Source organism: Streptomyces sp. NPDC056987, from assembly GCF_042673865.1.
Taxonomy (GTDB): domain Bacteria; phylum Actinomycetota; class Actinomycetes; order Streptomycetales; family Streptomycetaceae; genus Streptomyces.
Genome location: NZ_JBHURV010000010.1, coordinates 90,585 through 115,995 on the forward strand (window position 1 = coordinate 90,585; position 25,411 = coordinate 115,995).

Here is a 25,411-nt window from a genome sequence, read left to right on the forward strand (position 1 = left end):
ACCACCGCTGCCGGTACCGAAAGGTGCCGGCAGCAGGTATTTTGCGGCCCCTTGGGGCACTCTTGACATGATCATGAAGCCTGGTCAGCCTGACGTCTGTTCATGGACACGGCAGTCGACGTCGACGGCAAGAGGGGCACATGAGACGAAGAGCGGGATCGATCCTGGTGGCGGGCGCGCTGCTGCTGGGCGGAATGACGGCGGCCACCACCGCCCAGGCACAGCCGGCGCCCGGCGCGACGGCCGGGGAGGGGACCGCCGCCGACGCGGTGAAGGTCTTCGACGCCGAGGTCACCGAGGAGCCCTGCTCCTCGCGGCCGGCCAGGACGCGCACGAACTGAGCGAACGGGCCCCCGAGAAGGGCACGGCGAAGGTCGAGGTCTTCCTCACCGACGCCCAGGCGCGCGACCTGGAGCGGCAGGGCGTCACCCTCACCGAACGCACGGTGTCCGCCGGGACCACCGGACGGCTGCGGGCCGCCGGGGACGGGGTCTTCCGCCCGTACAGCGGTCCGGGCAACCTCCAGGAGGAGATCGTCACCACCGGGCAGGCCAACCCCCGGATAGCGAAGGTCGTCTCCCTCGGCAAGACCCTGCGCGGCCAGGACATCCTCGCCCTCAAGCTCAGCAAGGGCGCGCGGACCACCAAGGACGGCGCCAAGCCGTCCGTGCTGTACATGTCCAACCAGCACGCCCGGGAGTGGATCACTCCCGAGATGACCCGCCGGCTGATGCACCACTACATCGACAACTACGGCAAGGACCGGCGGATCACGAAGATCGTCGACTCCACCGAGCTGTGGTTCGTCCTGTCCGCCAACCCCGACGGCTACGACTTCACCCACAGTTCCGACAGCAACCGGCTGTGGCGCAAGAACCTCCGTGACGTCAACGGGGACGGGCAGATCACCTCCGGGGACGGCGTCGACCTCAACCGGAACTTCGCCTACAAGTGGGGCTACGACGACGAGGGTTCGTCACCGCGGCCCGCCAGTGAGACCTACCGCGGCGGCGGCCCCGGCTCCGAGCCGGAGACACAGGCCATCGACCGGTTCCAGAAGCGCATCGGCTTCGACTACGGCATCAACTACCACTCCGCCGCCGAACTGCTCCTCTACGGCGTCGGCTGGCAGGTCGCCACCCCGACCCCCGACGACGTGCTCTACAAGGCACTCGCGGGCACCCCGGAGAACCCGGCGGTCCCCGGCTACTACCCGCAGGTCTCCTCCGAGCTGTACACCACCAACGGCGAGGCCGACGGGCACGCCGCGAACGTCAACGGCACGATGATGTTCACCCCGGAGATGACGACCTGTCAGACCGCGTCCGGGCTCGACCCGGACGACGCCTGGGAGGCCAGGGACTGCCGCTCCGGCTTCAACTTCCCCGACGACGAGAAGCTGATCCAGGGCGAGTTCGCCAAGAACATCCCCTTCGCGCTCTCCGTCGCCGAGACCGCCGCCCACCCCGACCAGCCGTCCTCCGCGGTCGGCCTGACCGCGCCCGACTTCACCACCGACCCCTTCACCACCTCGTACGCCCGCGGCACGGGCCAGGAGGTCTCCGTCACCGCCCGCAAGGCGCTCCGGAACAAGGAGCTGAAGTACCGCGTCAACGGCGGCCGCGTCCAGACCGGGAAACTCCACGCCTGGAAGGGCGGCGAGACCTACGGCGGCGAGGACAACCTCCACTTCGACGAGTACCGCGGAACAACCGGCCTCGCTCGTACGGGTGACAAGGTCGAGGTCTGGTTCACCGCGCGCACGGCGAGCGGAAAGCCCACCGCCAGCGAACACTTCAGCTACACCGTGGCCGAACGCCCCCGCGCCGACACCCTCGTGATCGCCGAGGAGGGCGCCCCCGCCCAGCGGACCGGCGCCTACGTCGACGCGCTGCGCGCCACCGGCCGGACCGCCGCCGTCTGGGACGTCGCCACCCAGGGCGCCCCGCACCCGCTCGGCGTCCTCGGCCACTTCTCCGCCGCGGTCCACTACACCGGCGCCACGGCCCCCGGCGGCGCCACCCAGCTCGCGCTGCGCGCCTTCCTCAACGAGGGCGGCAAGCTGATCGAGGCCGGCCGGCTCGCCGGCGGCAGCACCCAGATCGGCCGCGCCGCCACCAACGACATCAGCCAGTACTACTTCGGCGCGTACGGCCGCACCGCCACCCCCGGCGCCACCGGCTTCACCGGCGCCGGGACGCTCACCGGCGCGGGCGGCGCCCTGACCGCCCTGCCCGGCACCCCGCTGAACCCGGTGGGCGCGTACACCGTCACCTCCGACACGCTGGACCCGGCGGCGTATCCGCAGTTCACCAGCGCCCAGGCGGGCTCGTACGCGGGCGTGAGCAACCCGTACGCGCCCTACGCCGGCCAGTGGATGGCCGCCACCGCCCACCAGGACAACGCCTGGCGCCGCCTCACCCGCACCGTCGACCTGACCGGGGTCGGCGCGGCCGACCGGCCCGAGCTGCGCCTCGCGCTCAACTGGAACACGGAGGAGGGGTACGACCACGCCCTCCTGGAGGCCCGCACCAGCGGCGGCGAGGACTGGACCACCCTGCCCGAGGCCGGCGGCGCGAGCAGCACCGCCGTACCCGCCGAGTGCGAGGCGGGCTTCTTCCTCCAGGGCCACCCGTTCCTCGGCCACTACCTGACCCTCGGCGCCGACGGCTGCACCGCCACCGGCACCAGCGGCGCCTGGAACAGCCTCACCGGTGCCTCCGACGGCTGGCAGCAGGTCTCCTTCGACCTGAGCGCGTACGCGGGCACCAAGGCCGAGCTGTCGCTGAGCTACGTCACCGACCCCGGCAGCGGCGGGCGCGGCCTCTTCGCGGACGACGCGCGCCTGGTCGTGGGCGGCGCGGAGCGGGAGACCGAGGGCTTCGAGACCTCGCTGGGCGCCTGGAGCGTGCCGGGACCGCCGGGCGGCTCCCCGGCGGTCGCGGGAGACTGGGCGCGCTCCCGGACGCTCTTCGCCTCGTACGCCTCGGTCACCACGCGTGACACCGTGCTCTTCGGATTCGGTCTGGAGCACCTGACCGACGCGGGGGAGCGCGCCGCGCTCCTGGACAAGGCGCTGCGCTCGCTCCGGCGCTGATTCCGTCAGCGCGCGCCGGGCGCGCGCCCGTACCCGTGCCGGCAACCGCGCGCCGGCACGGGTACGGGGCCAGGCGCGCGCCTGGTACGGAGCGCCGCCGGTTTCCGGGGACACTCGATGTCACCGGCGGGGCCGTGGAGAGGTAGGGTCGTAAGCGGTCGGGGACATCCCATACAACTCGCCGGCGTCGAAACCCGGCGTACCTAACGAGGAGATCGGTTCGTGACGATCCGCGTAGGCATCAACGGCTTTGGCCGCATCGGTCGTAACTACTTCCGCGCGCTGCTGGAGCAGGGTGCAGACATCGAGATCGTGGCTGTCAACGACCTGGGTGACACCGCGACCACCGCGCATCTGCTGAAGTACGACACCATCCTGGGCCGCCTCAAGGCCGAGGTGACCCACACCGCCGACACGATCACCGTCGACGGTCACACGATCAAGGTGCTCTCCGAGCGCAACCCGGCCGACATCCCCTGGGGTGAGCTGGGCGTCGACATCGTCATCGAGTCGACCGGCATCTTCACCAAGAAGGCCGACGCCGAGAAGCACATCGCGGGCGGCGCCAAGAAGGTCCTCATCTCGGCTCCGGCCTCGGACGAGGACATTACGATCGTGCTGGGTGTCAACGAGGACAAGTACGACGCGGCCAGCCACCACATCATCTCCAACGCCTCCTGCACCACCAACTGTGTGGCGCCGATGGCCAAGGTCCTCCTGGAGAACTTCGGCATCGTCTCCGGCCTGATGACCACGGTCCACGCCTACACCAGCGACCAGCGTCTCCAGGACTTCCCGCACAAGGACCTGCGCCGGGCCCGCGCCGCCGCCGAGAACATCATTCCGGCGAGCACCGGCGCGGCCAAGGCCCTCGGCCTGGTCATCCCGGAGCTGGCCGGCAAGCTCAACGGCATGGCGATGCGCGTGCCCGTCCCGACGGGGTCCGTCACCGACCTGGTCGTCGAGACGGAGCGCGTGGTGACCAAGGACGAGGTCAACGCCGCGTTCCAGAAGGCCGCCCAGGGCGAGCTCAAGGGCTACCTGGACTACACCGAGGACCCGATCGTCTCCTCGGACATCGTCAACTGGCCCGCGTCCTGCACCTTCGACTCCTCCCTGACCATGGTCCAGGGCAAGAGCGTCAAGGTCATCGGCTGGTACGACAACGAGTGGGGCTACTCCAACCGCCTGGTCGACCTGACCGTCTTCGTCGGCGCCCGGCTCTGACGGACACTCCGCGACACGCACCAGGCAGCTCGATATGAGTGACAGGGCTCGGCCGGCGCGCATGAGGCGCCGTTCGAGCCCTGTTGGTCTGTCTGTCCAGAGATCCCAAGGAGCCCAGCAGCAGTGAAGACGATCGACGAACTCCTCGCAGAAGGGGTCGCCGGCCGGCGCGTATTCGTCCGTGCCGACCTCAATGTGCCGCTCGACGGCACGACCATCACCGACGACGGCCGGATCCGCGCCGTACAGCCGACGGTCGCCCGGCTCGCCGAGGCCGGCGCCCGGGTGATCGTCGCCTCGCACCTGGGCCGCCCCAAGGGCGCCCCCGACCCGGCCTTCTCGCTCGCCCCCGCCGCCGCGCGCCTCGGTGAACTCCTCGGCGCCGAGGTGGCCTTCGCGACCGACACGGTCGGCGACTCCGCCCGCGCCACCGTCGCCGCGCTCGCCGACGGCCAGGTCGCCGTCATCGAGAACCTCCGCTTCAACGCGGGCGAGACCGCGAAGGACGACGCCGAGCGCGGCGCCTTCGCCGAACAGCTCGCCGCGCTGGCCGATCTGTACGTGGGCGACGGCTTCGGCGCCGTGCACCGCAAGCACGCCTCCGTCTACGACCTCCCGGCCCGGCTGCCGCACGCCGCGGGCGGACTCATCGCCACCGAGGTCGGCGTCCTCAAGCGGCTCACCGACGATGTGCGGCGGCCGTACGCCGTCGTGCTCGGCGGCGCCAAGGTCTCCGACAAGCTCGGCGTCATCGACCACCTGCTGGAGAAGGCCGACCGCATCCTGATCGGCGGCGGCATGGCCTACACCTTCCTGAAGGCGCAGGGCCACGAGATCGGCACCTCGCTCCTTCAGGAGGACCAGATCCCGGCCGTCCAGGGCTACCTCAAGCGGGCCGAGGAGCGCGGCGTGGAGTTCGTGCTCCCCGTCGACGTCCTCGTCTCCGCGGGGTTCCCGGACCTCAAGGCCAAGGCGCCCACGCACCCCGCGACCGTGGCCGTGGACGCCATTCCGGCCGGACAGATGGGCCTGGACATCGGCCCCGAGACCGGCCGGCTGTACGCCTCGAAGCTCGCCGACGCGGCGACCGTCTTCTGGAACGGTCCCATGGGCGTCTTCGAGCACCCCGACTACGCCGAGGGCACCAAGGCCGTCGCCCAGGCGCTCGTCGACTCCCCGGGCTTCTCGGTCGTCGGCGGTGGCGACTCCGCCGCCGCCGTCCGGATCCTGGGCTTCGACGAGAAGGCATTCGGCCACATCTCGACCGGTGGCGGCGCGAGCCTCGAATACCTAGAGGGCAAGACGCTTCCCGGCCTCGCCGCACTGGAGGACTGAACCCGCATGACCGCTTCGACCGAGAAGACCGGCCGCACGCCGCTGATGGCGGGCAACTGGAAGATGAACCTCAACCACCTTGAGGCCATCGCCCACGTCCAGAAGCTCGCCTTCGCCCTGGGCGACAAGGACTACGACGCCGTGGAGGTCGCCGTCCTGGCGCCCTTCACCGACCTGCGCTCCGTACAGACGCTCGTCGACGGCGACAAACTCAAGATCAAATACGGTGCCCAGGACATCTCGGCGCACGACTCCGGCGCGTACACCGGCGAGATCTCCGGCCCCATGCTGGCCAAGCTGAAGTGCGCCTTCGTGGCCGTCGGTCACTCCGAGCGACGCCAGTACCACGCCGAGACGGACGAGATCTGCAACGCCAAGGTGAAGGCCGCGTACAAGCACGGCCTGACCCCGATCCTCTGCGTCGGCGAGGGCCTGGACATCCGCAAGGCCGGTGACCAGGTCTCCTACACGCTCAGCCAGCTCGACGGCGGTCTCAAGGACATCCCGGCCGAGCAGGCCGAGTCCGTGGTGATCGCGTACGAGCCGGTGTGGGCCATCGGCACCGGCGAGGTCGCCACCCCCGAGGACGCGCAGGAGGTCTGCGGCGCGATCCGCGGCCGGCTGGCCGAGCTGTACTCGCAGGAGCTGGCCGACCGGGTCCGGATCCAGTACGGCGGCTCGGTGAAGTCCGGCAATGTCGCCGCGATCATGGCGCAGCCCGATGTGGACGGCGCTCTGGTGGGCGGCGCGGCGCTGGACGCCGACGAGTTCGTCAAGATCGTCAGGTTCCGCGACCAGTAGGACCGACCCGGTCGGTCCCGGTATGCGGGGACACGGATCCGTCGTACCCTGGCGGGGGTCGAGTGGGTATTTCCGGTGCGTTATCGCGGGAGATGCCACCCGGCCCCCGCTGTTCTTTATGCTTTATGCGTTCTGCCGATAATCAGTCCCGTTGATCCTGTCAGTTCGATCAAGCCGACAGGTCGATCAGTCCGAGGAAGTTGGTCCAGCCGTGGTTATGGGGTTCTCGATCGCCCTCATCGTCTTCAGCCTGCTGCTGATGCTGCTGGTGCTGATGCACAAGGGAAAGGGCGGCGGCCTCTCCGACATGTTCGGTGGCGGAATGCAGTCCTCCGTCGGCGGGTCCTCGGTCGCCGAGCGCAACCTCGACCGCATCACCGTCGTGGTCGGGCTGCTGTGGTTCGCGTGCATTGTCGTGCTTGGCCTCGTGCTCAAGCTGGACAGCTGACCCGGACCCCGGGTACGGCCGCGGTACGGGGCCGCGGGCGCGGCCTATCATGGGTTGCGCGACCGGCGGCAGGAGGGTAACTCCCTTCACTGGACGCGCGTTGGGCCTTACGTAGACTGGGGCGCCCGGCAGCGGAGCTGCCTACCGATGCTTTGCGGCACCATCACGCAGGGAGTTACGACCGTGGCAAGTGGCAACGCGATCCGGGGAAGCCGGGTCGGAGCGGGGCCGATGGGTGAGGCCGAGCGCGGCGAGTCCGCGCCCCGCCTGCGCATCTCCTTCTGGTGCTCGAACGGGCACGAGACGGTGCCGAGCTTCGCCAGTGACGCACAGGTTCCGGAGACGTGGGACTGCCCGCGCTGCGGATTCCCGGCCGGTCAGGACCGGGACAATCCGCCGGACCCGCCGCGCACGGAGCCGTACAAGACCCATCTCGCTTATGTGCGGGAGCGGCGCAGTGACGCGGACGGCGAGGCGATTCTCGCCGAAGCCCTCGCCAAACTGCGCGGCGAACTTTAAGGACCGTACCGCTTCCGGTACGGGAGAGATTTTCCGGCCGGACACGTGGCGCGTGTCCGGCCGAACCGTTTTTGCCCGCGTCGCGTCCTTTCGGCGCCGCCGCTCTCCGGCGGCATTGTCAGTGGCTCCCCTTACGGTCTGTAGCAGTCGACCGGAGGGGAGAAGTGATGACGGCTGTCGGCACGGTGGAGGTACGGGCGCCCGCCTGGCGCGGGGGGTTCGGGCGGCTGTGGTCGGCCGCGGTCGTCTCGCGGTTCGGTGACGCGCTGCGGACGGCGGCCCTGCCGCTGCTCGCCGCCTCGCTCACGGACGATCCGGTGCTGATCGCCTCGGTGACGGCCTGCGGCTATCTGCCGTGGCTGCTGTTCGGGCTGGTCGGCGGGGCGATCGCGGATCGGGTGGACCAGCGGCGGGCGATGTGGGGTGTCGACCTGGTGCGCGGCGCGCTGATGGCGGGGTTCGCCGTGGCCGTCGGCCTCGGACACGCGTCGATCGCGCTCCTCCTCGCCCTCGCCTTTCTCCTCACGACGCTCCAGACACTCTTCGACAACGCGGCCACCGCCCTGCTGCCCTCGCTCGTGCCGCAGCCGGCCCTCGCCGGAGCCAATGCCCGGCTGATGACCGGGCAGCAGATAGCGAGCGGTTTCGTGGCCGCCCCGCTGGTCCCCGTGCTGCTGCTCGTCGGGGTGGCCGCGCCGCACGCGGCCAACGCCCTCACGTACGGGGTGGCGGCGCTGCTGATCGCCTCCCTGCGGATCGCGGCGCCGGAGCGGCCGGCCCGTAAATCCGGATCCACCCTGCGCGCCGAGATCGCGGCGGGGATCCGGTTCCTGGCGGCGGACCGGACGCTGCGCGGGCTGTGCCTGGCCACGACGCTCTGCAACGTCGCGATGGGCGGACTGATCGCCACGCTGGTGCTGCACGTCACCGGCTGGCTGGGCGGCGGTGACCGGGCGTACGCGCTGACCCTCACGGCCTTCGGCGCGGGGAGCGTGGTGGGCGGTCTGCTCGCCGGGCGGCTCACCGAGCGGATCGGGCGCGTCCGGGCCGTGTTTCTGGCCGGGGCCGTGCAGATCTGCTGTCTGGTGGCGCTGGGCTCGGTGCGGGAGATCTGGGTGCCCGCCCTCTGCCTCGGGGTGTTCGGCACGATGAACATGGTGTGGAACGTCAGCCAGACCACCTTGATGCAGGAGCGCAGCCCCCGCGAGATGCTGGGCCGGATCAGCTCGGCCTTCCGTACGCTCTCGCTCGCCGGGGCGCCGCTCGGCGCGCTGCTGGCGGGGGCCGCGGCGGCCGGCTGGGGACTGAACACCCCCGCCCTGCTCGCCGCCGGGCTCTTCGTACTGGCTGTCGCCTCGCTCGGCACTCTGATCAATTAAGTTGGGACCGGCAGTGGGGGCAGACAGACTCGCAGGCGTACACAGACACGCACGCACACAGGCACGAGAAGAAGTGGGCTGATGTCCGAGATGAACGCGGAAAGCCGTACGAGGCTCAACCGGACGCCCGAGTGGAGCGCCCTGGGCAAGCACCGGGAGCAGTTGGCGGGGACCTCCCTGCGGGAGCTGTTCGCCGCCGACCCGGCGCGCGGCACCGGCTACACCCTCCAGGTGGGTGACCTGTACCTGGACTACTCCAAGCACCTGGTGACGGACGAGACGCTGGCGCTCCTGCGCGAGCTGGCCGCGGCCACCGGGGTCACGGAGCTGCGGGACGCGATGTTCCGCGGCGAGAAGATCAACACCACGGAGGACCGCGCCGTCCTGCACACCGCGCTCCGCGCCCCGCGCGACGCCGTGATCGAGGTCGACGGGGAGAACGTCGTGCCGGCGGTGCACGCCGTCCTCGACCGGATGGCCGCCTTCGCCGACCAGGTCAGGCACGGCGAGTGGACGGGCCACACGGGCCTGCCCATCAGGAACATCGTCAACATCGGCATCGGCGGCTCCGACCTCGGCCCCGCCATGGCCTACGAGACGCTGCGCTCCTTCACCGACCGCGACCTGACGGTCCGTTTCGTCTCGAACGTGGACGGCGCGGACCTGCACGAGGCGGTACGGGACCTGGACCCGGCCCAGACGCTCTTCATCGTCGCGTCCAAGACGTTCACCACGATCGAGACCATCACCAACGCCACCTCGGCCCGCAACTGGCTGCTGACGGAGCTGCGGGTCGGTCCCGAGGCGATCGCCAAGCACTTCGTGGCGCTCTCCACGAACGCCGAGAAGGTCGCCGACTTCGGCATCGACACGGCGAACATGTTCGAGTTCTGGGACTGGGTCGGCGGACGCTACTCGTACGACTCGGCCATCGGGCTCTCGCTGATGATCGCGATCGGCCCCCGCCGGTTCCGCGAGATGCTGGACGGCTTCCACCTCGTCGACGAGCACTTCCGCACCGCGCCCCCCGAGGAGAACGCGCCGCTGCTGCTCGGGCTGCTGGGGGTCTGGTACGGCGCGTTCTTCGACGCCCAGTCGCACGCCGTCCTGCCGTACAGCCACTACCTGTCGAAGTTCACGGCCTACCTCCAGCAGCTCGACATGGAGTCCAACGGCAAGTCCGTGGACCGGGACGGCAATCCGGTGGACTGGCAGACCGGGCCCGTCGTCTGGGGCACCCCGGGCACCAACGGCCAGCACGCCTACTACCAGCTCATCCACCAGGGGACGAAGGTCATCCCGGCCGACTTCATCGGCTTCGCCCGGCCCGTGGACGATCTGCTGCCGGGCCTGGTCGCCCAGCACGACCTGCTGATGGCCAACTTCTTCGCCCAGACCCAGGCGCTCGCCTTCGGCAAGACGCCCGAGGAGGTGCGGGCCGAGGGGGTGGCCGAGGAACTGGTGCCGCACAAGACGTTCCGGGGCGACCACCCGACCACGACGATCCTCGCGGAGACGCTGACCCCGTCCGTCCTGGGCCAGTTGATCGCGCTGTACGAGCACAAGGTGTTCGTCCAGGGCGCCGTGTGGAACATCGACTCCTTCGACCAGTGGGGCGTCGAACTCGGCAAGGTCCTCGCCAAGGAGATCGAGCCCGTGCTCACCGGAGAGGCCCCGGGCGAGCAGCTCGACGCCTCGACGGCGGCGCTCGTCGCCACGTACCGCTCGCTGCGGGGCCGCTGAGCCGATGGGGGAGGGGGTGCGGAGGATGCGGCCGCCGAACAACACGCTGGACGAGCGGGCCGTCGGCTGGTGGCGCGCGCAGTGCCTGCTGACGACCCTGGTCCCGGTGGCCGTGCTGACCGTGCTCGGCGTGTTCATCGCCCCCGCGCGGGGATGGCTGCTGGGCCCGGCGGCCGTCCTCGCGGTGCTGGGCCTCGCCGGTACGGCGCTCATACCCGTGTGGTGGTTCAGGGTGCACCGCTGGGAGGTGACGGACGAGGCCGTCTACGTACGGACCGGCTTCTTCCGGCAGGAGTGGCGGATCGCGCCGATGTCCCGGATCCAGACCGTGGACACCGTGCGCGGCCCGCTGGAGCAGCTCTTCAGGCTCTCCACGGTCATCGTCACGACCGCCTCGTCCAAGGGCGCCGTGCACATCCGGGGCCTCGACCACGAGCTGGCGGCGGACCTCGCCGAGCGGCTGACCCACATCACCCAGGCCACACCGGGGGACGCGACATGAGCGGCCCCCCGGAACCGGCGCCGGAGGCGGTGGGGCGGGTCCCGGTCCCGGCCGAGGTCCCGGCCCCGGTCCCCGCTCCCGAGGCGGAGGCCGCGGGTCCCGTCCCCGTCCCCGGGGCGGATTCCCCGGCTGCCGAGGCGGAGTGGCGGCGGCTCGACCGGCGCACCCTGCTGGTCACCGCCCTCGTCCTGGCCGGGGTCGTCCTCGGCGCCGGGCTGCCCACCGCCGTCGGGATGGCCGGCCGGATGCCGCTGTGGGAGTCGGTGGCCTGGGTGGTGGCCGGGGCCGCGCTGCTGGTCGTCGCCGGCACCGGCGGCGAGTACGTCCGCTGGCGCCGCACCCGCTACCGGATAGGGCCCGAGCGCGCCGAACTCCACACGGGGCTGTTCCTGGTCAAGCGCCGCTCACTGGCCCGGGAGCGGATCCGCAGCGTCGACCTGACAGCGCATCCGCTGCTGCGGATCCTCGGCCTGGTGAAGGTCCGTATCGGCACCGGCGAGCACTCCGGCGGCGAATCCACGCTGGAACTCGACCCGGTCACCCGCGCCGAGGGCGAACGGCTCCGTACGGAACTGCTCGACCGGCCACCGGGTGAGCCGGGGACCCACCCCGAGGGCATGCTGGCCGCCCTCGACCCCGGCTGGATCCGGTACGCGCCGATCTCCTTCGTCGCCCCGGTGCTCGGCGGCGCCGCGGCCGGCGGACTGCTCCAGATCAGTGAGTGGTTCGGCGCGCAGACCCAGGTCATCGACTGGGTGCGGGACCTCTTCGAATCCACCCCGCTCGTCTGGACGATCCTCGCCCTGGTGGCCGCGGCGGCCCTCGCGGGCGTCGTCGGCGCGCTCGGTCTGTGGATCGAGATGTGGTGGAACTACCGGCTGGAGCGCGAGCCCGGCGGCACCCTGCGGGTCCGCCGCGGACTGCTCACCTCCCGCTCGGTCTCCATCGAGGAGCGCCGGCTGCGCGGCGTGGAGCTGGTCGAACCGCTGGGCGTCCGGCTGGCCGGCGCGGCGCGGGTGGACGCGGTCGCCACCGGCCTCACCCAGGACGAGGAGGACGAGCACGCCGACAACAAGGCGCTGCTGCCCGCCGCGCCCCGCGCGGTGGCCCACACGGTGGCCGCCCGTGTGCTGCGCGAGGCCGTCTCCCCGACGGACCCGGCGGGCGGGGCGCCGCTGACCCGGCACCCGCGCGCCGCCCGGGGCCGCAGACTGCGCTGGTCCCTGGCCGCCGCCCTGCTCCCGGTGGCGTTGCTCGCGGGGCTCGGCCTGCTGCTGACCGATGTGCTCCTGCGGGTGGCGGCGGCCTGCGCGGTGCTGCTGCTCCCCGCGGCGGTCCTGCTCGCGCTCGACGCCTACCGCAATCTGGGCCACGGACTCGGCGGCGGCTATCTGGTGGCCCGCTCGGGTACGGTCCGCCGCTCGACGGTGGCGCTCCAGCGCTCCGGGGTGATCGGCTGGACCGTCAAGCAGTCCCTCTTCCAGCGCCGGGCCGGCCTGGTCACCCTGACGGCGACGACGGCCGCGGGAGAGGGCGCGTACCACGTGTACGACGCAGCGGAGGGCGAGGCGCTCGCCTTCGCGGAGACGGCGGTCCCGGGCCTGCTGACGCCGTTCCTGGAGCCGATGGCGCCGGTCGAGCCGCGGAAGCACTGAATCCGCCCGGCGGGGGCGGGCCCTTACACACACGCGCGGCCCGGTCGCCGGGGTGGCGAGCCGGGCCGCGCATGCGTACACCGATTACCGGGCCTCAGGCGGAGGCCGGGGGGTACAGGGCGCGGGGGAGGGCCGAGGCCGCCGCCGCGTCCAGCAGCCACAGCGTGCGGCTGCGGCCGTACGCGCCCGCCGCCGGGGCCTGGATCTCGCCCGCGCCGGACAGCGCGATCTCCGCCGCCTTCGCCTTGTCCTCGCCCGCCGCCAGCAGCCAGACCTCGTGCGCCGCGCGGATCGCGGGCAGGGTGAGGGAGATCCGCAGCGGCGGCGGCTTGGGCGCGCCGTGCACCGCGACCACCGTGCGCTCGGTCTCCCGGACACCCGGCAGCTCCGGGAAGAGCGACGCGACATGGGTGTCGGGGCCGACGCCCAGCATCAGCACGTCGAACGTCGGCACCGGACCGTGGTCCTCGGGCCGGGCCTCCGCCGCCAGCTCCGTGGCGTACGCGGCCGCCGCCGCCTCCACATCGCTGCCGTACGGACCGTCCGAGGCGGCCATCGCGTGCACCCGCTTCGGGTCCAGCGGCACCGAGTCGAGCAGCGCCGCCCGCGCCTGGGTGATGTTCCGCTCCGGGTCGCCCTCCGGGAGGAAGCGTTCGTCGCCCCACCACAGATCGAGCCGCGACCAGTCGATCGCGTCCCTGGCGGGCGCCGCCGACAGCGCGGCCAGCAGACCGTTGCCGTTGCGCCCGCCGGTCAGGACCACCGACGCGGAGCCGCGCGCGGCCTGGGCGTCCACGATCTTCGTGATCAGCCGGGCCGCCGCGGCCTGCGCCATCAGCTCCTTGTCGCGGTGCACGACGAGCTGGGGAGCGCTCACTTCGACGCCGCCTTCTTCACCGGCATGCTCGCGGGCGTGACCGGATGCGCGGGCGCGTGCTCCGACGACCCCGCCTCCCTCGTCGGCAGCGGCGGCAGGGAGGACTTCGCTTCCCCCAGCCGGTGCACACCGAACTTCAGAGCCGAGGCGTAGATGTCGTCCGGGTCCAGCCGGCGCAGCTCCTCCGCGATCAGCTCCGAGGTCTCCCGGCGCTTCAGCGCGACCGCGCGGTCCGGCTGCCCCTGGATGGAGAGCGTGGCGAGCGCGCCGTCGGCCCGGTCGAGCGTGATCGGCCCGCAGGTCGTCTCCATCCGTACGGCCGTGAGCCCGGGGCCCGCCGAGACCGAGCGCCGCACCGGCACCCGCAGCCGGTTCGCCAGCCACATCGCGAGCAGCTCGCCGCTCGGGTTGTGCTCCTCGCCCTCCACCTCCACCGAGGTGACCGAGCAGTCCACCTGGTCCAGGGCCGCCGCGACCATCGAGCGCCACGGGGTGATCCTCGTCCAGGACAGGTCCGTGTCGCCCGGGGTGTAGGCGTCGGCGCGGGCCGTCAGCTCCTGCACCGGGTGTTCGGCGGCGTACGTGTCCGTCACCCGGCGCTGCGCCAGCCTGCCCAGCGCGTCCTTCGCCGGGTTGACCGGCGCGTTGACCGGCCACCACACCACGACGGGGGCGTCGGGCAGCAGCAGCGGCAGCACCACCGACTGGGCGTGGTCCATCACCTCGCCGTACAGCCGCAGGACGACCGTCTCGCCGGTGCCCGCGTCCGTGCCGACCCGCACCTCGGCGTCGAGCCGGGCCTGGGCCCGGTCGCGCGCCGAGCGCGAGATCCGCTTCACGACGACGAGCTTGCGCGACGGGTGCTCGCGGGACGCCTCGTTGGCGGCCTTGAGCGCGTCGTACGCGTTCTCCTCGTCGGTGACGATGACCAGCGTGAGGACCATGCCGACCGCGGGGGTGCCGATCGCGCGACGCCCCTGCACGAGCGCCTTGTTGATCTTGCTGGACGTGGTGTCCGTAAGGTCGATCTTCATGGCCGGCGCCAGCTCCGTCCGTCTCGTGCGAGCATTTCGTCCGCCTCGACCGGACCCCAGGTCCCGGACTCGTACTGCGCGGGCTTGCCGTGCTTGTCCCAGTAGTGCTCGATCGGGTCGAGGATCTTCCAGGACAGTTCGACCTCCTCCACCCGCGGGAAGAGGTTCGAGTCGCCGAGCAGCACATCGAGGATGAGCCGTTCGTACGCCTCGGGGCTGGACTCCGTGAAGGACTCGCCGTACGCGAAGTCCATCGAGACGTCCCGGACCTCCATCGAGGTGCCGGGGACCTTCGAACCGAACCTCATCGTCACGCCCTCGTCCGGCTGGACGCGGATGACCAGGGCGTTCTGCCCCAGCTCCTCCGTGGTCGTGTGGTCGAAGGGGGAGTGCGGCGCGCGCTGGAAGACGACCGCGATCTCCGTGACCCGGCGGCCGAGCCGCTTGCCGGTGCGGAGGTAGAAGGGGACGCCCGCCCAGCGGCGGTTGTCGATCTCCAGCTTCACCGCGGCGTAGGTGTCGGTCTTCGAACGGGCGTCGATCCCGTCCTCCTGGAGATAGCCGACGGCCTGCTCGCCGCCCTGCCAGCCCGCGGCGTACTGCCCGCGCACCGTGTCCGCGCCCAGGTCCTTGGGCAGCTTGACCGCGCCCAGCACCTTGGTCTTCTCCGCGGCCAGCGCGTCCGCGTCGAAGGAGGCGGGCTCCTCCATCGCGGTCAGCGCGAGCAGCTGGAGGAGGTGGTTCTGGATGACGTCACGGGCGGCGCCGATGCCGTCGTAGTAGCCGGCCCGGCCGCCGATACCGATGTCCTCGGCCATGGTGATCTGCACGTGGTCGACGTACGACCGGTTCCAGATCGGCTCGAAGAGGGTGTTGGCGAACCGCAGCGCCAGGATGTTCTGGACGGTCTCCTTGCCCAGGTAGTGGTCGATCCGGAAGACCTCGTTGGACGGGAAGACCTCGTGGACGACCTTGTTCAGCTCCTTGGCGGAGGTCAGGTCGTGACCGAAGGGCTTCTCGATGACCGCGCGGCGCCAGGAGCCCTCCTTCTGGTCGGCCAGCCCGTGCTTCTTGAGCTGCTGGACGACCTGCGGGAAGAACTTCGGCGGCACGGAGAGGTAGAACGCGAAGTTCCCGCCCGTGCCCTGCGCCTTGTCCAGCTCGGCGATGGTCGTCTTCAGGTTCTCGAACGCGTCGTCGTCGTCGAAGTCGCCCTGGACGAAACGCATGCCCTGGACCAGCTGCTGCCAGACCTCCTCGCGGAACGGCGTACGCGCGTGCTCCTTGACCGCGTCGTGCACCTCCTGCGCGAAGTCCTCGTCCTGCCATTCGCGGCGGGCGAAGCCGACGAGCGAGAAACCCGGCGGCAGCAGACCACGGTTGGCGAGGTCGTACACCGCAGGCATCAGCTTTTTGCGGGACAAATCGCCCGTGACGCCGAAGATGACCAGGCCCGACGGCCCCGCGATACGCGGGAGCCGTCGGTCCGCGGCGTCACGGAGCGGGTTCGCTCCGTGGGTTGCGGTCAAGGGTTCAGCCCTCCGAAGGAGCGAGGCGCTTGAGCTCCGCCTCGGTCGACTTGAGCAGATCGTTCCAGGACGCCTCGAACTTCTCGACGCCCTCGTCCTCCAGGAGCTGGACGACGTCGTCGTACGAGACGCCCAGCTTCTCGACGGCCTCCAGGTCGGCGCGCGCCTGGTCGTACGTGCCGCGCACCGTGTCACCGGTGATCTGCCCGTGGTCCGCCGTGGCCTCCAGCGTGGCCTCCGGCATGGTGTTCACCGTGTTGGGCGCGACCAGCTCGTCCACGTACAGCGTGTCCTTGTACGCGGGGTCCTTGACGCCCGTCGAGGCCCACAGCGGACGCTGCTTGTTGGCCTGCGCGCGGTCCAGGGCGGCCCAGCGGTCGGAGGAGAAGACCTCCTCGTACGCCTCGTACGCGAGCCGCGCGTTGGCCAGCGCCGCCTTGCCGCGGGCCTCCTTGGCCTCCGGCGTGCCCAGCGCGTCGAGGCGCTTGTCGATCTCCGTGTCCACGCGGGACACGAAGAAGGACGCCACCGAGTGGATCGTGGAGAGGTCGAGGCCGGCGGCCTTCGCCTTCTCCAGGCCCGTCAGGTAGGCGTCCATGACCTCGCGGTACCGCTCCAGCGAGAAGATCAGCGTCACGTTCACGCTGATGCCCCGGCCGATGGTCTCGGCGATCGCGGGCAGCCCCGCCTTCGTCGCCGGGATCTTGATGAGGGTGTTCGGGCGGTCCACCAGCCAGGCGAGCTGCTTCGCCTCGGCGATGGTCGCCGTGGTGTTGTGCGCCAGACGGGGGTCGACCTCGATGGAGACCCGGCCGTCCTGGCCCTGCGTGGCGTCGAAGACGGGGCGCAGGATGTCGGCGGCGTCCCGGACGTCCGCCGTCGTGATCATGCGGACGGCTTCCTCGACGGTGACCTTCCGGGCCGCCAGGTCGGTCAGCTGGGTCTCGTACCCGTCGCCGCCGGAAATGGCCTTCTGGAAGATCGACGGGTTGGTCGTCACGCCGACCACGTGGGACTGGTCGAGGAGCTCGGCCAGGTTCCCGGACGTGATCCTCTTGCGCGACAGGTCGTCGAGCCAGATCGCGACGCCTTCGTCGGAGAGGCGCTTGAGTGCGTCTGTCATGAGGTTTGCATCTCCTACAGTTCGTATATGGGCGTCAGCGCGCCGCGGCCTCAAGAGATTCCCGCGCGGCGGCGGCCACCGCGTCGGCGGTGAAACCGAACTCGCGGAAGAGGACCTTGGCGTCCGCCGAAGCCCCGAAGTGCTCCAGCGACACGATGCGGCCCGCGTCGCCCACGAAACGGTGCCAGGTGAGCCCGATGCCGGCCTCGACCGCCACCCGCGCCTTCACCGACGGCGGCAGAACGCTGTCCTTGTACGCCTGGTCCTGCTCGTCGAACCACTCGACCGACGGCATCGAGACGACCCGCGCCGGCACCCCGGACGCCTGGAGCTGCTCGCGCGCCTCCACCGCGAGCTGCACCTCGGAGCCCGTGCCGATCAGCACGACCTCGGGGGCCGTGGCCCGCCCGTCCGCGCCCGTCGCCTCGAACAGGACGTAACCGCCCTTGGCGGCGTCCTCGTTGGCCTCGTACGTCGGCACACCCTGGCGGGTCAGCGCCAGGCCGTGCGGGGCGCCCTTGTCGTGGCGCTTGAGGATCTCGCCCCAGGCGATCACCGTCTCGTTGGCGTCGGCCGGGCGGACGATGTTCAGCCCCGGGATGGCGCGCAGCGCCGACAGGTGCTCGACCGGCTGGTGCGTCGGGCCGTCCTCGCCGAGGCCGATGGAGTCGTGCGTCCACACGTACGTGACGGGGACCCGCATCAGCGCGGCGAGCCGGACGGCGGGGCGCATGTAGTCGGAGAACACGAGGAACGTGCCGCCGTAGATACGGGTGTTGCCGTGCAGCGCGATGCCGTTCATCGTCGAGCCCATGGCGTGCTCGCGGATGCCGTAGTGCACCGTGCGGCCGTAGGGCGACGCCTCCGGCAGCGGGTTGCCCACGGGCAGGAACGACGACGTCTTGTCGATCGTGGTGTTGTTCGAGCCCGCGAGGTCGGCGGAGCCGCCCCACAGCTCGGGGATGACCTCGCCCAGCGCCTGGAGGACCTTGCCGGACGCGGCGCGCGTGGCGACGGCCTTGCCGGTCTCGAACGCGGGCAGCTTGTCCTGCCACCCCTCGGGCAGCTCGCCCGCCCGCACCCGGTCGAACGTGGCCGCGCGCTCCGGGTTGGCGGTGCGCCAGGCGGCGAAGGTCTTCTCCCACGCCGTACGGGCCTCGCGGCCCCGGTCGAGCGCCTCACGCGTGTGCGCGATGACCTCGTCGGCGACGTCGAAGGACTTCTCGGGGTCGAAGCCGAGGACCTTCTTCGTGGCGGCGACCTCCTCGGCGCCGAGCGCCGAGCCGTGCGCCGCCTCGGTGTTCTGCGCGTGCGGCGCGGGCCAGGCGATGATCGAGCGCGCCGCGATGAACGACGGGCGCTCCGTCTCGGCCTTGGCCGCCTCCAGCGCCGCGTACAGCGCCTGGGGGTCGAGGTCGCCGTCGGCGGACTGCTCGACGCGCTGGACGTGCCAGCCGTACGCCTCGTACCGCTTCATGGTGTCCTCGGAGACCGCGGTCTCCGTGTCACCCTCGATCGAGATGTGGTTGTCGTCCCACAGCAGGACCAGGTTGCCGAGCTTCTGGTGCCCGGCCAGCGAGGACGCCTCGGCGGAGATGCCCTCCTGGAGGCAGCCGTCGCCCGCGAGCGCGTAGATGGTGTGGTCGAACGGCGACGTGCCCGCCGCGGCGTCCGGGTCGTACAGCCCGCGCTCGTACCGGGCGGCCATCGCCATGCCCACCGCGTTCGCGACACCCTGGCCGAGGGGGCCCGTCGTGGTCTCCACGCCGACCGTGTGTCCGTACTCCGGGTGGCCCGGGGTCTTCGAACCCCAGGTGCGGAAGGACTCCAGGTCGTTCAGCTCCAGGCCGTACCCGGCCAGGTAGAGCTGGATGTACAGCGTCAGCGAGGAGTGGCCCACCGAGAGGACGAACCGGTCACGGCCGGTCCACTGCGCGTCGGAGGGGTCGTGCCGCATCAGCTTCTGGAACAGCACGTACGCGGCCGGAGCCAGGCTCATGGCCGTACCCGGATGGCCGTTGCCGACCTTCTGTACGGAATCCATGGCCAGGACGCGGGCGGTGTCTACAGCCCGACGGTCCAATTCGGTCCATTCAAGGTCTGTGGTGGTCGGCTTGGTGCTCACCCTGAGTCAGGGCTCCTCTCCACATGTTCGAATCCCGGTGTCTGAGGGCGCACCGGTTCATTGTCGAGCCTACCCGCAGCAACCGACATCTTTCCGAGCGTCTTTCCAGGGTGCGGTGCGTGCGGGGACTTCGCCTCTCGGCAAGCTGTCGGCAGGGTGTACGGGACAGGTCGGGACCGCGTTCAACCCGGCGTTCAACACGGCTCCGCACGCTCCGACCCCGGCGGCAATCGCGATATGGGCAACGTCTAGAGTGGCGTGGTAAGCGCAAGTCTTTACGGGGCCTTCACGCCCGGATGCTTGCTGGGATTTCTCTGTCAGGGGTGTGCGTGACGGCCGTCGAGTCCCGACCCGCAGGGGTCGCCTTGACTCCGAGCTCGGGGGGCCACCGGCCGTTCGGTGCCCGCGTCAAGGCGTTCGTGATGCTGACCAAGCCGCGGATCATCGAACTGCTGCTGATCACCACCGTTCCGGTGATGTTCCTGGCGCAGCAGGGCGTACCGAATCTGCTGCTGGTGCTCACTACGTGTATTGGCGGTTACCTCTCCGCCGGTGGCGCGAATGCGCTCAACATGTATATCGACCGCGACATCGACGCGCTGATGGACCGGACGTCGCAGCGCCCTCTTGTCACGGGAATGGTCTCGCCGCGTGAGGGACTCGTCTTCGGCCTGACGTTGACGGTCGTCTCGACCCTCTGGTTCGGGTTTCTCGTCAACTGGCTGTCCGCGGCACTCTCGTTGGGGGCGCTCCTTCTCTACGTCGTCGTCTACACGATGATCCTCAAGCGCCGTACCGCCCAGAACATCGTCTGGGGCGGGATCGCGGGCTGCATGCCGGTGCTCATCGGCTGGTCGGCCGTGACGAACTCGATGTCCTGGGCCGCGGTCATCCTCTTCCTGGTCATGTTCTTCTGGACCCCGCCGCACTACTGGCCGCTGTCGATGCGCGTGAAGGCGGACTACGAGCGGGCCGGCGTCCCCATGCTGCCGGTCGTCGCGACCAACCGCGTGGTGGCCCGCCAGATCGTCCTCTACAGCTGGGTGATGGTCGGCGTCTCGCTGCTGCTGACGCCGCTGGGGTACACCGGGTGGTTCTACACGGTGGTGGCACTGCTGTCCGGCGGCTTCTGGCTCTGGGAGGCGCACGGACTCCAGTCGCGTGCCAAGGCCGGGGAGTCGGGCGCCAAGCTCAAGGAGATGCGGCTGTTCCACTGGTCCATCACCTATGTGTCGCTGCTCTTCGTGGCCGTCGCGGTGGACCCCTTCCTCCGTTAGGGAAAGACTTTCCGGTTACGGGCGGGTACGTGGTCAAGGCCACGTGGCCCGCCCGTCGCCAGTTGATCTACCCGTCGGTAGCATCCCGTGCATGGCAGAGACCCAGCAGGCAGATCAGAGCGGCGGCGACGACGGGACCGGCGGGGCCGGTGGGACCGGTGGGAGTACCGAAAAGCGCGCGCGGAGCCGGCACGAGGCGCGCGCAGAGCGTACGGCCGCCCGGCTCGCGAAGCAGATCGGCGCCTTCGCGGGGAAGCACGGCGGCGCCGAGGGCCAGCTCGCGTACCTGGGACAGGCCGGCACCCGGATCGTGCTCGTCGGCGAGGACGGCGCGTGGGGCGATCTCGTCGCCCCCACGCCCGCGGTCGCGAGCGCCGCGGCCGAGCGGGCCGGGCTCACCGTGCACGACTCCTTCGACGGCGAGTTCGCGGCCAAGGTGCGCACCGGACCGTACGAGTGGCGACGGATGGCCGGACTCCAGCTCGGCGGCCGGCCCGACGACCGCCGGCCCGCCTGAAGCGCTCCCCTGATCCGGCGGTGCGCCCCTGATCCGGGGGTGCGCCCCTGAAATGCTCCCCGCGCGCTCCCGGAGAGATCCCCGAGACGCCACCGGAACCCGGGTTCACCCGTTAGGACTGTAGGAGTACGGCCTGGGCGTCGCGAGCCCGCTCGTTGTCGCGCACCAGTCCGTCAGACCGTCGGTCACCGGTTCAGTCGGTCATGCGGTCCATGATCCACGGTCCACGACGGGAATCCCGATGATCGAGACAGCGTCCCTCGTGGACCAGTACTGCCACGGCGTACTCACCACGGAGCTGGGGCTCGGCGCCTTCGAGGCCCAGCTCGGCGGGGCCGCCGCCCTGCCCGCCCCCGGCACCACCTTCTTCGACACCCAGCTCGGGGCGGCGGTACGGCGCTGGTGCCCGCCGCTGCTCGGCCTGGAGCCGCACTGCACACCGGCCCGCTATCTCGCCCGCCGCCGGGAACTCGGCACCCCGGAGGTCACCCGGCGGCTGCTGCGTGCCACGGGGATCTCCACCTATCTGGTCGACACCGGCTCCGGGGGCACGGACCCGGCGGGCGAGCTGACCGGCGCCGCCGAGACCGCCGCGGCGGGGGCGGCCCGCGGCCGGGAGATCGTCCGGCTCGAACCCCTCGCCGTGCGGGTCGCCGCCACCGCGGGCGGCGTGGGCGCCTTCCTCACCGGGCTCGCCGAGGCCGTGCACACCGCCGCCGCCTCGGCCGTCGCCCTCAGCGCCGCCGCCACGACCCATCCGGGTCACGCGCTCGACCCCGAGCCGCCGGGGCCCGGGGAGGTACGCGGCGCGGCGGGCCGCTGGCTCTCGGCCCGCGCCTGCGGCGGCCCCGGTGACGGGAGGCTCACCGACCCCGTACTCCTGCGCCATCTCCACTGGAGCGCCGTCCGCACCGGGCTGCCGCTGCACCTCGGCGCGGGCGGCGGGGCCGACCCGTACCCCTTCGCCGCCGCCACGGCCGGGACCGGCGGCGCGCTCGTGCTGCGGGACACGTATCCGTACCACCGTGACGCGGCCCTGCTCGCCGGCCTCTTATCGCAGGTCCACGCCGACCTGGGCTCCGTCCTCACCCGTACGGGGGCCGGGGCGGCGGGCGTGCTGGCCGAGATGCTGGAGAGCGCGCCGTTCGGGAAGCTGCTCTTCTCGACCGGCGCGCGGGGCCTGCCCGAGCTGCATCTGGTGGGGGCCCGGGTCTTCCGGGTGGCGCTGGAGCGGGTCCTCGGCGGCTGGGTGCGCGACGGGGCCTGGTCGGCGGCGGACGCCCGGCGGGTGGCCGGGCTGATCGCGGCGGGCAACGCCCGCCGCGTCCACGGCCTCGCGGAGGCCTGAGCCAGGCCCCGCAAGGGGCCACCGGCCTCAGACGGTCGCGGGCGTCTGGTGGTCCGCCTGGGCGGGGATCTCCGCCGTCGTACGGGGGCGCTCCCGCATGCTGACCGCGACCCGCAGTACCGCGATCCACACCGCGCACGAGCCGAGCATGTGGGCGCCGACCAGCAGCTCAGGAGTGTCGGTGAAGTACTGCACATACCCGATGGCGCCCTGCGCGAGCAGCACCAGCAGCAGATCGCGGGCGCGCGCCCGGGTGTCGGCGGGGGCGTCCACCACCCGCAGCACCAGCCACATCGCGACCGCCAGCGCGCAGACGACCCAGGCGAACACCGCGTGCACATGGGCGACGTTGACGTAGTCGAAGGGCATCCGCGGCACATCGCTGCTGTCGCCCGCGTGCCGCCCGGAGCCCGTCACCAGCGTGCCCGCGGCGATCAGCACCCCCGACGAGACGATCAGGGCCCAGGAGAGCTTGCGCACCGGACGCGGCACGCGCGGGCGCGGCGTGCCGTCGCCCTCGCGGGTGCGCAGCCAGGTGAGGGTGGTGACCGTGAGCAGGGCGGTGGCGGCCAGGAAGTGGCCCGCCACGGTCCACGGGTTGAGCTCCGTGAGGACCGTGATGCCGCCGAGGACGCCGTTGAACATGACGAGCCAGAACTGTGACCAGGCGAGCCTGCTCAGACCGCGCCGCCGGGGCTTGACGGAGCGCGCCGCGATGATCGCCCAGCCGACCGCCGCGCTCAGCACGTACGTCAGCATCCGGTTGCCGAACTCGATCGCCCCGTGCAGCCCCTGCTCGGGTGTGGCGACGAGGCTGTCGTCCGTGCACTTGGGCCAGGTGTCGCAGCCGAGGCCGGACCCGGTCAGCCGGACCGCGCCGCCGGTCACGATGATCACCACGCTCATCACGACGGCGCTGAGCGCGGCACGCCGGAGCATACGGGGTGAGGGGGTCCAGCGCTGGGCGATGTACGCGAGGGGGTTCAACACGGCCACCATCGTAGGACGGAGCTTGTGCAGGATTTCACGAGGGGTACGTATGCCTCATTCACCCTGGTGGACTCCGCTCCCGGCCCCTACTCCCAGCGGAAGAACCGGCCCGCCGCGCCCAGACCGAGCACCGCCCAGACGGCCAGCACCCCGACACCGCCCCAGTCCAGCCCCGCACCGTGCTGCAGGATGTCGCGCAGCCCGCCCGAGAGCGCCGAGATCGGCAGCAGCTCCAGCGCCGCGCGCGCCGCGTCGGGGAACTTGTCCAGCGGCACGATCACCCCGCCGCCGACCAGGAGCAGCAGGAAGACCAGGTTGGCGGCGGCCAGTGTCGCCTCCGCCTTGAGCGTGCCCGCCATCAGCAGCCCGAGCCCGGAGAACGCGGCGGTGCCGAGCACGAGCAGCAGCAGCACGGCGAGCGGGTTGCCCTGCGGCGACCAGCCCAGCCCCAGCGCGATCACCGCCAGCAGCACGACCTGGAGGACCTCCGTGACCAGCACGGAGAGCGTCTTCGCGGTCATCAGGGCCCAGCGCGGCAGCGGCGACACCGCGAGCCGCTTGAGCACCCCGTACCGCCGTTCGAAGCCGGTGGCGATGGCCTGCCCGGTGAACGCCGTGGACATCACCGCCAGCGCCAGCACCCCCGGCGCGAGGAAGTCCACCGCCTCGCCCTTCCCCGTGTCGACCACATCGACCGTGGAGAAGAGCACCAGCAGCAGCGAAGGGATGATCACGGTCAGCAGCAGCTGCTCGCCGTTGCGCAGCAGCAGCTTCGTCTCGAACGCCGTCTGCGCCGCGATCATGCGCGCCAGCGGCGCCGCGCCGGGCGCCGGCGCGTACGTACCCCCGCCCGCACCCCCGCTCCCACTCCCGCCCGCGGCGCTGTCCGTGGTCATGCTCATGGCCGCAGCTCCTTGCCGGTCAGTTCGAGGAAGACGTCCTCCAGCGTGTGCCGCTCGACGGAGATCCCGTCCGCCATGACGCCGTGCTGCGCGCACCAGGACGCCACCGTCGCCAGGAGCTGCGGGTCGACCGAACCGCCGATGCGGTACGCGCCCGGTGCCAGCTCGGCGGCCTCGGAGCCGTCGGGCAGCGCCTTCAGCAGCGAGCCGAGGTCGAGCCCGGGGCGCCCGGTGAAGCGCAGGGTGTTCTCCGCGCCGCCGCGGCACAGCTCCTCGGGGCTGCCCTGGGCGATGACCCGGCCCGCGTCGATGATCACGACATCGTCGGCGAGTTCTTCCGCCTCGTCCATGAAGTGCGTGGTCAGCACCACGCCGACGCCGTCGGCGCGCAGCTCGCGGACCAGTTCCCAGGTGGCCCGGCGGGCCTGCGGGTCGAGTCCGGCGGTCGGCTCGTCCAGGAAGACCAGCTCGGGGCGGCCGACGACGGCCAGCGCCAGTGCGAGCCGCTGCTGCTGGCCGCCGGAGAGCCGCCGGTACGTCGTCCGGCCGCAGCCGCCGAGGCCGAGCCGTTCGATCAGGGCGTCCACGTCGAGCGGGTGGGCGTGCAGCCGGGCCATGTGGCGGAGCATCTCGCCGGCACGGGCGCCGGAGTACACGCCGCCCGACTGGAGCATCACGCCGATGCGCGGGCGCAGCGCGGCGGCGTCCGCGACCGGGTCGAGACCGAGGACCCGTACCGAGCCCGCGTCGGGCACCCGGTACCCCTCGCAGGTCTCGACGGTGGTGGTCTTGCCGGCGCCGTTGGGACCGAGGACCGCGGTGACCGTACCGGCGCGTACCACCAGGTCGAGGCCGTTCACGGCGGTGGTGGTGCCGTACCGTTTGACCAGGCCACGGACCTCCACGAGGGGTGTTCCCGAGGGCGGGCCCGAGGTCGTGCCGCTGTCGGGCAGGGGGCCGCCCGGGAAGACGCTGCGCATGCC

The 25,411-nt window shown here is 71.5% G+C and carries 20 protein-coding genes and 1 pseudogene; 13 read left to right on the plus strand and 8 right to left on the minus strand.

Annotation, left to right across the window (positions count from 1 at the left end):
* Positions 1–140 precede the first annotated feature (140 nt).
* From ACFTZC_RS14215 to ACFTZC_RS14260, 10 genes and pseudogenes are all read left to right on the plus strand, one after another.
* Positions 141–3,097: pseudogene (locus ACFTZC_RS14215) on the plus strand (M14 family zinc carboxypeptidase).
* Positions 3,098–3,319: 222 nt separating this feature from the next.
* Positions 3,320–4,324 (plus strand): type I glyceraldehyde-3-phosphate dehydrogenase, encoded by a 1,005-nt coding sequence (gap, locus tag ACFTZC_RS14220; RefSeq protein ID WP_382889308.1) that lies wholly within the window; start codon positions 3,320–3,322, stop codon positions 4,322–4,324.
* Between the two features lie 123 nt (positions 4,325–4,447).
* Positions 4,448–5,659, plus strand: coding sequence for a phosphoglycerate kinase (locus tag ACFTZC_RS14225; RefSeq protein ID WP_382889310.1), 1,212 nt, complete (start codon positions 4,448–4,450; stop codon positions 5,657–5,659).
* Positions 5,660–5,665: 6 nt separating this feature from the next.
* The gene (gene tpiA / locus ACFTZC_RS14230) at positions 5,666–6,460 is read left to right on the plus strand and encodes a triose-phosphate isomerase (protein WP_382889312.1); all 795 of its coding nucleotides are present in this window, start codon (positions 5,666–5,668) and stop codon (positions 6,458–6,460) included.
* 217 nt (positions 6,461–6,677) lie between these two features.
* Positions 6,678–6,908, plus strand: coding sequence for a preprotein translocase subunit SecG (gene secG, locus ACFTZC_RS14235; RefSeq protein WP_030353663.1), 231 nt, complete (start codon positions 6,678–6,680; stop codon positions 6,906–6,908).
* A gap of 183 nt (positions 6,909–7,091) precedes the next feature.
* Positions 7,092–7,427 (plus strand): RNA polymerase-binding protein RbpA, encoded by a 336-nt coding sequence (locus ACFTZC_RS14240; RefSeq protein ID WP_078854845.1) that lies wholly within the window; start codon positions 7,092–7,094, stop codon positions 7,425–7,427.
* Between the two features lie 167 nt (positions 7,428–7,594).
* Positions 7,595–8,806 (plus strand): MFS transporter, encoded by a 1,212-nt coding sequence (locus tag ACFTZC_RS14245; RefSeq protein ID WP_382889314.1) that lies wholly within the window; start codon positions 7,595–7,597, stop codon positions 8,804–8,806.
* A gap of 90 nt (positions 8,807–8,896) precedes the next feature.
* Positions 8,897–10,549, plus strand: a complete 1,653-nt coding sequence (gene pgi / locus ACFTZC_RS14250) for a glucose-6-phosphate isomerase (RefSeq protein ID WP_382889572.1) — start codon at positions 8,897–8,899, stop codon at positions 10,547–10,549.
* 25 nt (positions 10,550–10,574) lie between these two features.
* Positions 10,575–11,051 carry a PH domain-containing protein gene (locus ACFTZC_RS14255; protein ID WP_382889317.1) on the plus strand — a complete coding sequence of 159 codons (477 nt, stop codon included), beginning with the start codon at positions 10,575–10,577 and terminating at the stop codon, positions 11,049–11,051.
* On the plus strand, positions 11,048–12,706 hold the full coding sequence (locus tag ACFTZC_RS14260; RefSeq protein WP_382889319.1) for a PH domain-containing protein: 1,659 nt from the start codon (positions 11,048–11,050) through the stop codon (positions 12,704–12,706). The genes ACFTZC_RS14255 and ACFTZC_RS14260 overlap by 4 nt, the downstream gene beginning before the upstream one ends.
* A gap of 94 nt (positions 12,707–12,800) precedes the next feature.
* Here the strand turns inward: ACFTZC_RS14260 and pgl are convergent, their stop codons facing one another.
* The 5 genes from pgl to tkt are packed head-to-tail and all read right to left on the minus strand — an operon-like array spanning position 12,801 to position 19,394.
* Positions 12,801–13,583, minus strand: a complete 783-nt coding sequence (gene pgl, locus ACFTZC_RS14265; protein ID WP_382889321.1) for a 6-phosphogluconolactonase — start codon at positions 13,581–13,583, stop codon at positions 12,801–12,803.
* Positions 13,580–14,617: a glucose-6-phosphate dehydrogenase assembly protein OpcA gene (gene opcA / locus ACFTZC_RS14270; RefSeq protein WP_382889323.1), complete on the minus strand. Its 1,038-nt coding sequence runs from the start codon at positions 14,615–14,617 to the stop codon at positions 13,580–13,582. Before opcA ends, pgl begins: the two co-directional genes overlap by 4 nt.
* Positions 14,614–16,146, minus strand: a complete 1,533-nt coding sequence (gene zwf, locus ACFTZC_RS14275) for a glucose-6-phosphate dehydrogenase (protein ID WP_382889325.1) — start codon at positions 16,144–16,146, stop codon at positions 14,614–14,616. The genes opcA and zwf overlap by 4 nt, the downstream gene beginning before the upstream one ends.
* Positions 16,147–16,150: 4 nt before the next feature.
* Positions 16,151–17,269, minus strand: coding sequence for a transaldolase (gene tal / locus ACFTZC_RS14280; RefSeq protein WP_382889327.1), 1,119 nt, complete (start codon positions 17,267–17,269; stop codon positions 16,151–16,153).
* A 34-nt stretch (positions 17,270–17,303) separates the two neighbouring features.
* Positions 17,304–19,394 carry a transketolase gene (tkt, locus tag ACFTZC_RS14285; RefSeq protein ID WP_382889329.1) on the minus strand — a complete coding sequence of 697 codons (2,091 nt, stop codon included), beginning with the start codon at positions 19,392–19,394 and terminating at the stop codon, positions 17,304–17,306.
* 323 nt (positions 19,395–19,717) lie between these two features.
* Between tkt and ACFTZC_RS14290 the strand changes: the two genes are divergently transcribed.
* The 3 genes from ACFTZC_RS14290 to ACFTZC_RS14300 all read left to right on the plus strand — a co-directional run bounded on the left by ACFTZC_RS14290 (position 19,718) and on the right by ACFTZC_RS14300 (position 22,536).
* Positions 19,718–20,671, plus strand: coding sequence for a heme o synthase (locus tag ACFTZC_RS14290; protein ID WP_382889331.1), 954 nt, complete (start codon positions 19,718–19,720; stop codon positions 20,669–20,671).
* A gap of 91 nt (positions 20,672–20,762) precedes the next feature.
* Positions 20,763–21,188, plus strand: coding sequence for a hypothetical protein (locus ACFTZC_RS14295; RefSeq protein ID WP_382889333.1), 426 nt, complete (start codon positions 20,763–20,765; stop codon positions 21,186–21,188).
* Between the two features lie 241 nt (positions 21,189–21,429).
* Complete coding sequence (locus ACFTZC_RS14300) at positions 21,430–22,536, plus strand: amidohydrolase (protein ID WP_382889335.1); 1,107 nt, start codon at positions 21,430–21,432, stop codon at positions 22,534–22,536.
* A 27-nt stretch (positions 22,537–22,563) separates the two neighbouring features.
* On the opposite strand, the gene ACFTZC_RS14305 is transcribed toward ACFTZC_RS14300, so the two are convergent.
* The 3 genes from ACFTZC_RS14305 to ACFTZC_RS14315 all read right to left on the minus strand — a co-directional run bounded on the left by ACFTZC_RS14305 (position 22,564) and on the right by ACFTZC_RS14315 (position 25,408).
* The gene (locus ACFTZC_RS14305; RefSeq protein WP_382889336.1) at positions 22,564–23,535 is read right to left on the minus strand and encodes a heme A synthase; all 972 of its coding nucleotides are present in this window, start codon (positions 23,533–23,535) and stop codon (positions 22,564–22,566) included.
* A 77-nt stretch (positions 23,536–23,612) separates the two neighbouring features.
* On the minus strand, positions 23,613–24,428 hold the full coding sequence (locus tag ACFTZC_RS14310) for an ABC transporter permease (RefSeq protein ID WP_382889338.1): 816 nt from the start codon (positions 24,426–24,428) through the stop codon (positions 23,613–23,615).
* Positions 24,425–25,408, minus strand: a complete 984-nt coding sequence (locus ACFTZC_RS14315; RefSeq protein WP_382889340.1) for an ABC transporter ATP-binding protein — start codon at positions 25,406–25,408, stop codon at positions 24,425–24,427. Before ACFTZC_RS14315 ends, ACFTZC_RS14310 begins: the two co-directional genes overlap by 4 nt.
* Positions 25,409–25,411 lie beyond the last annotated feature (3 nt).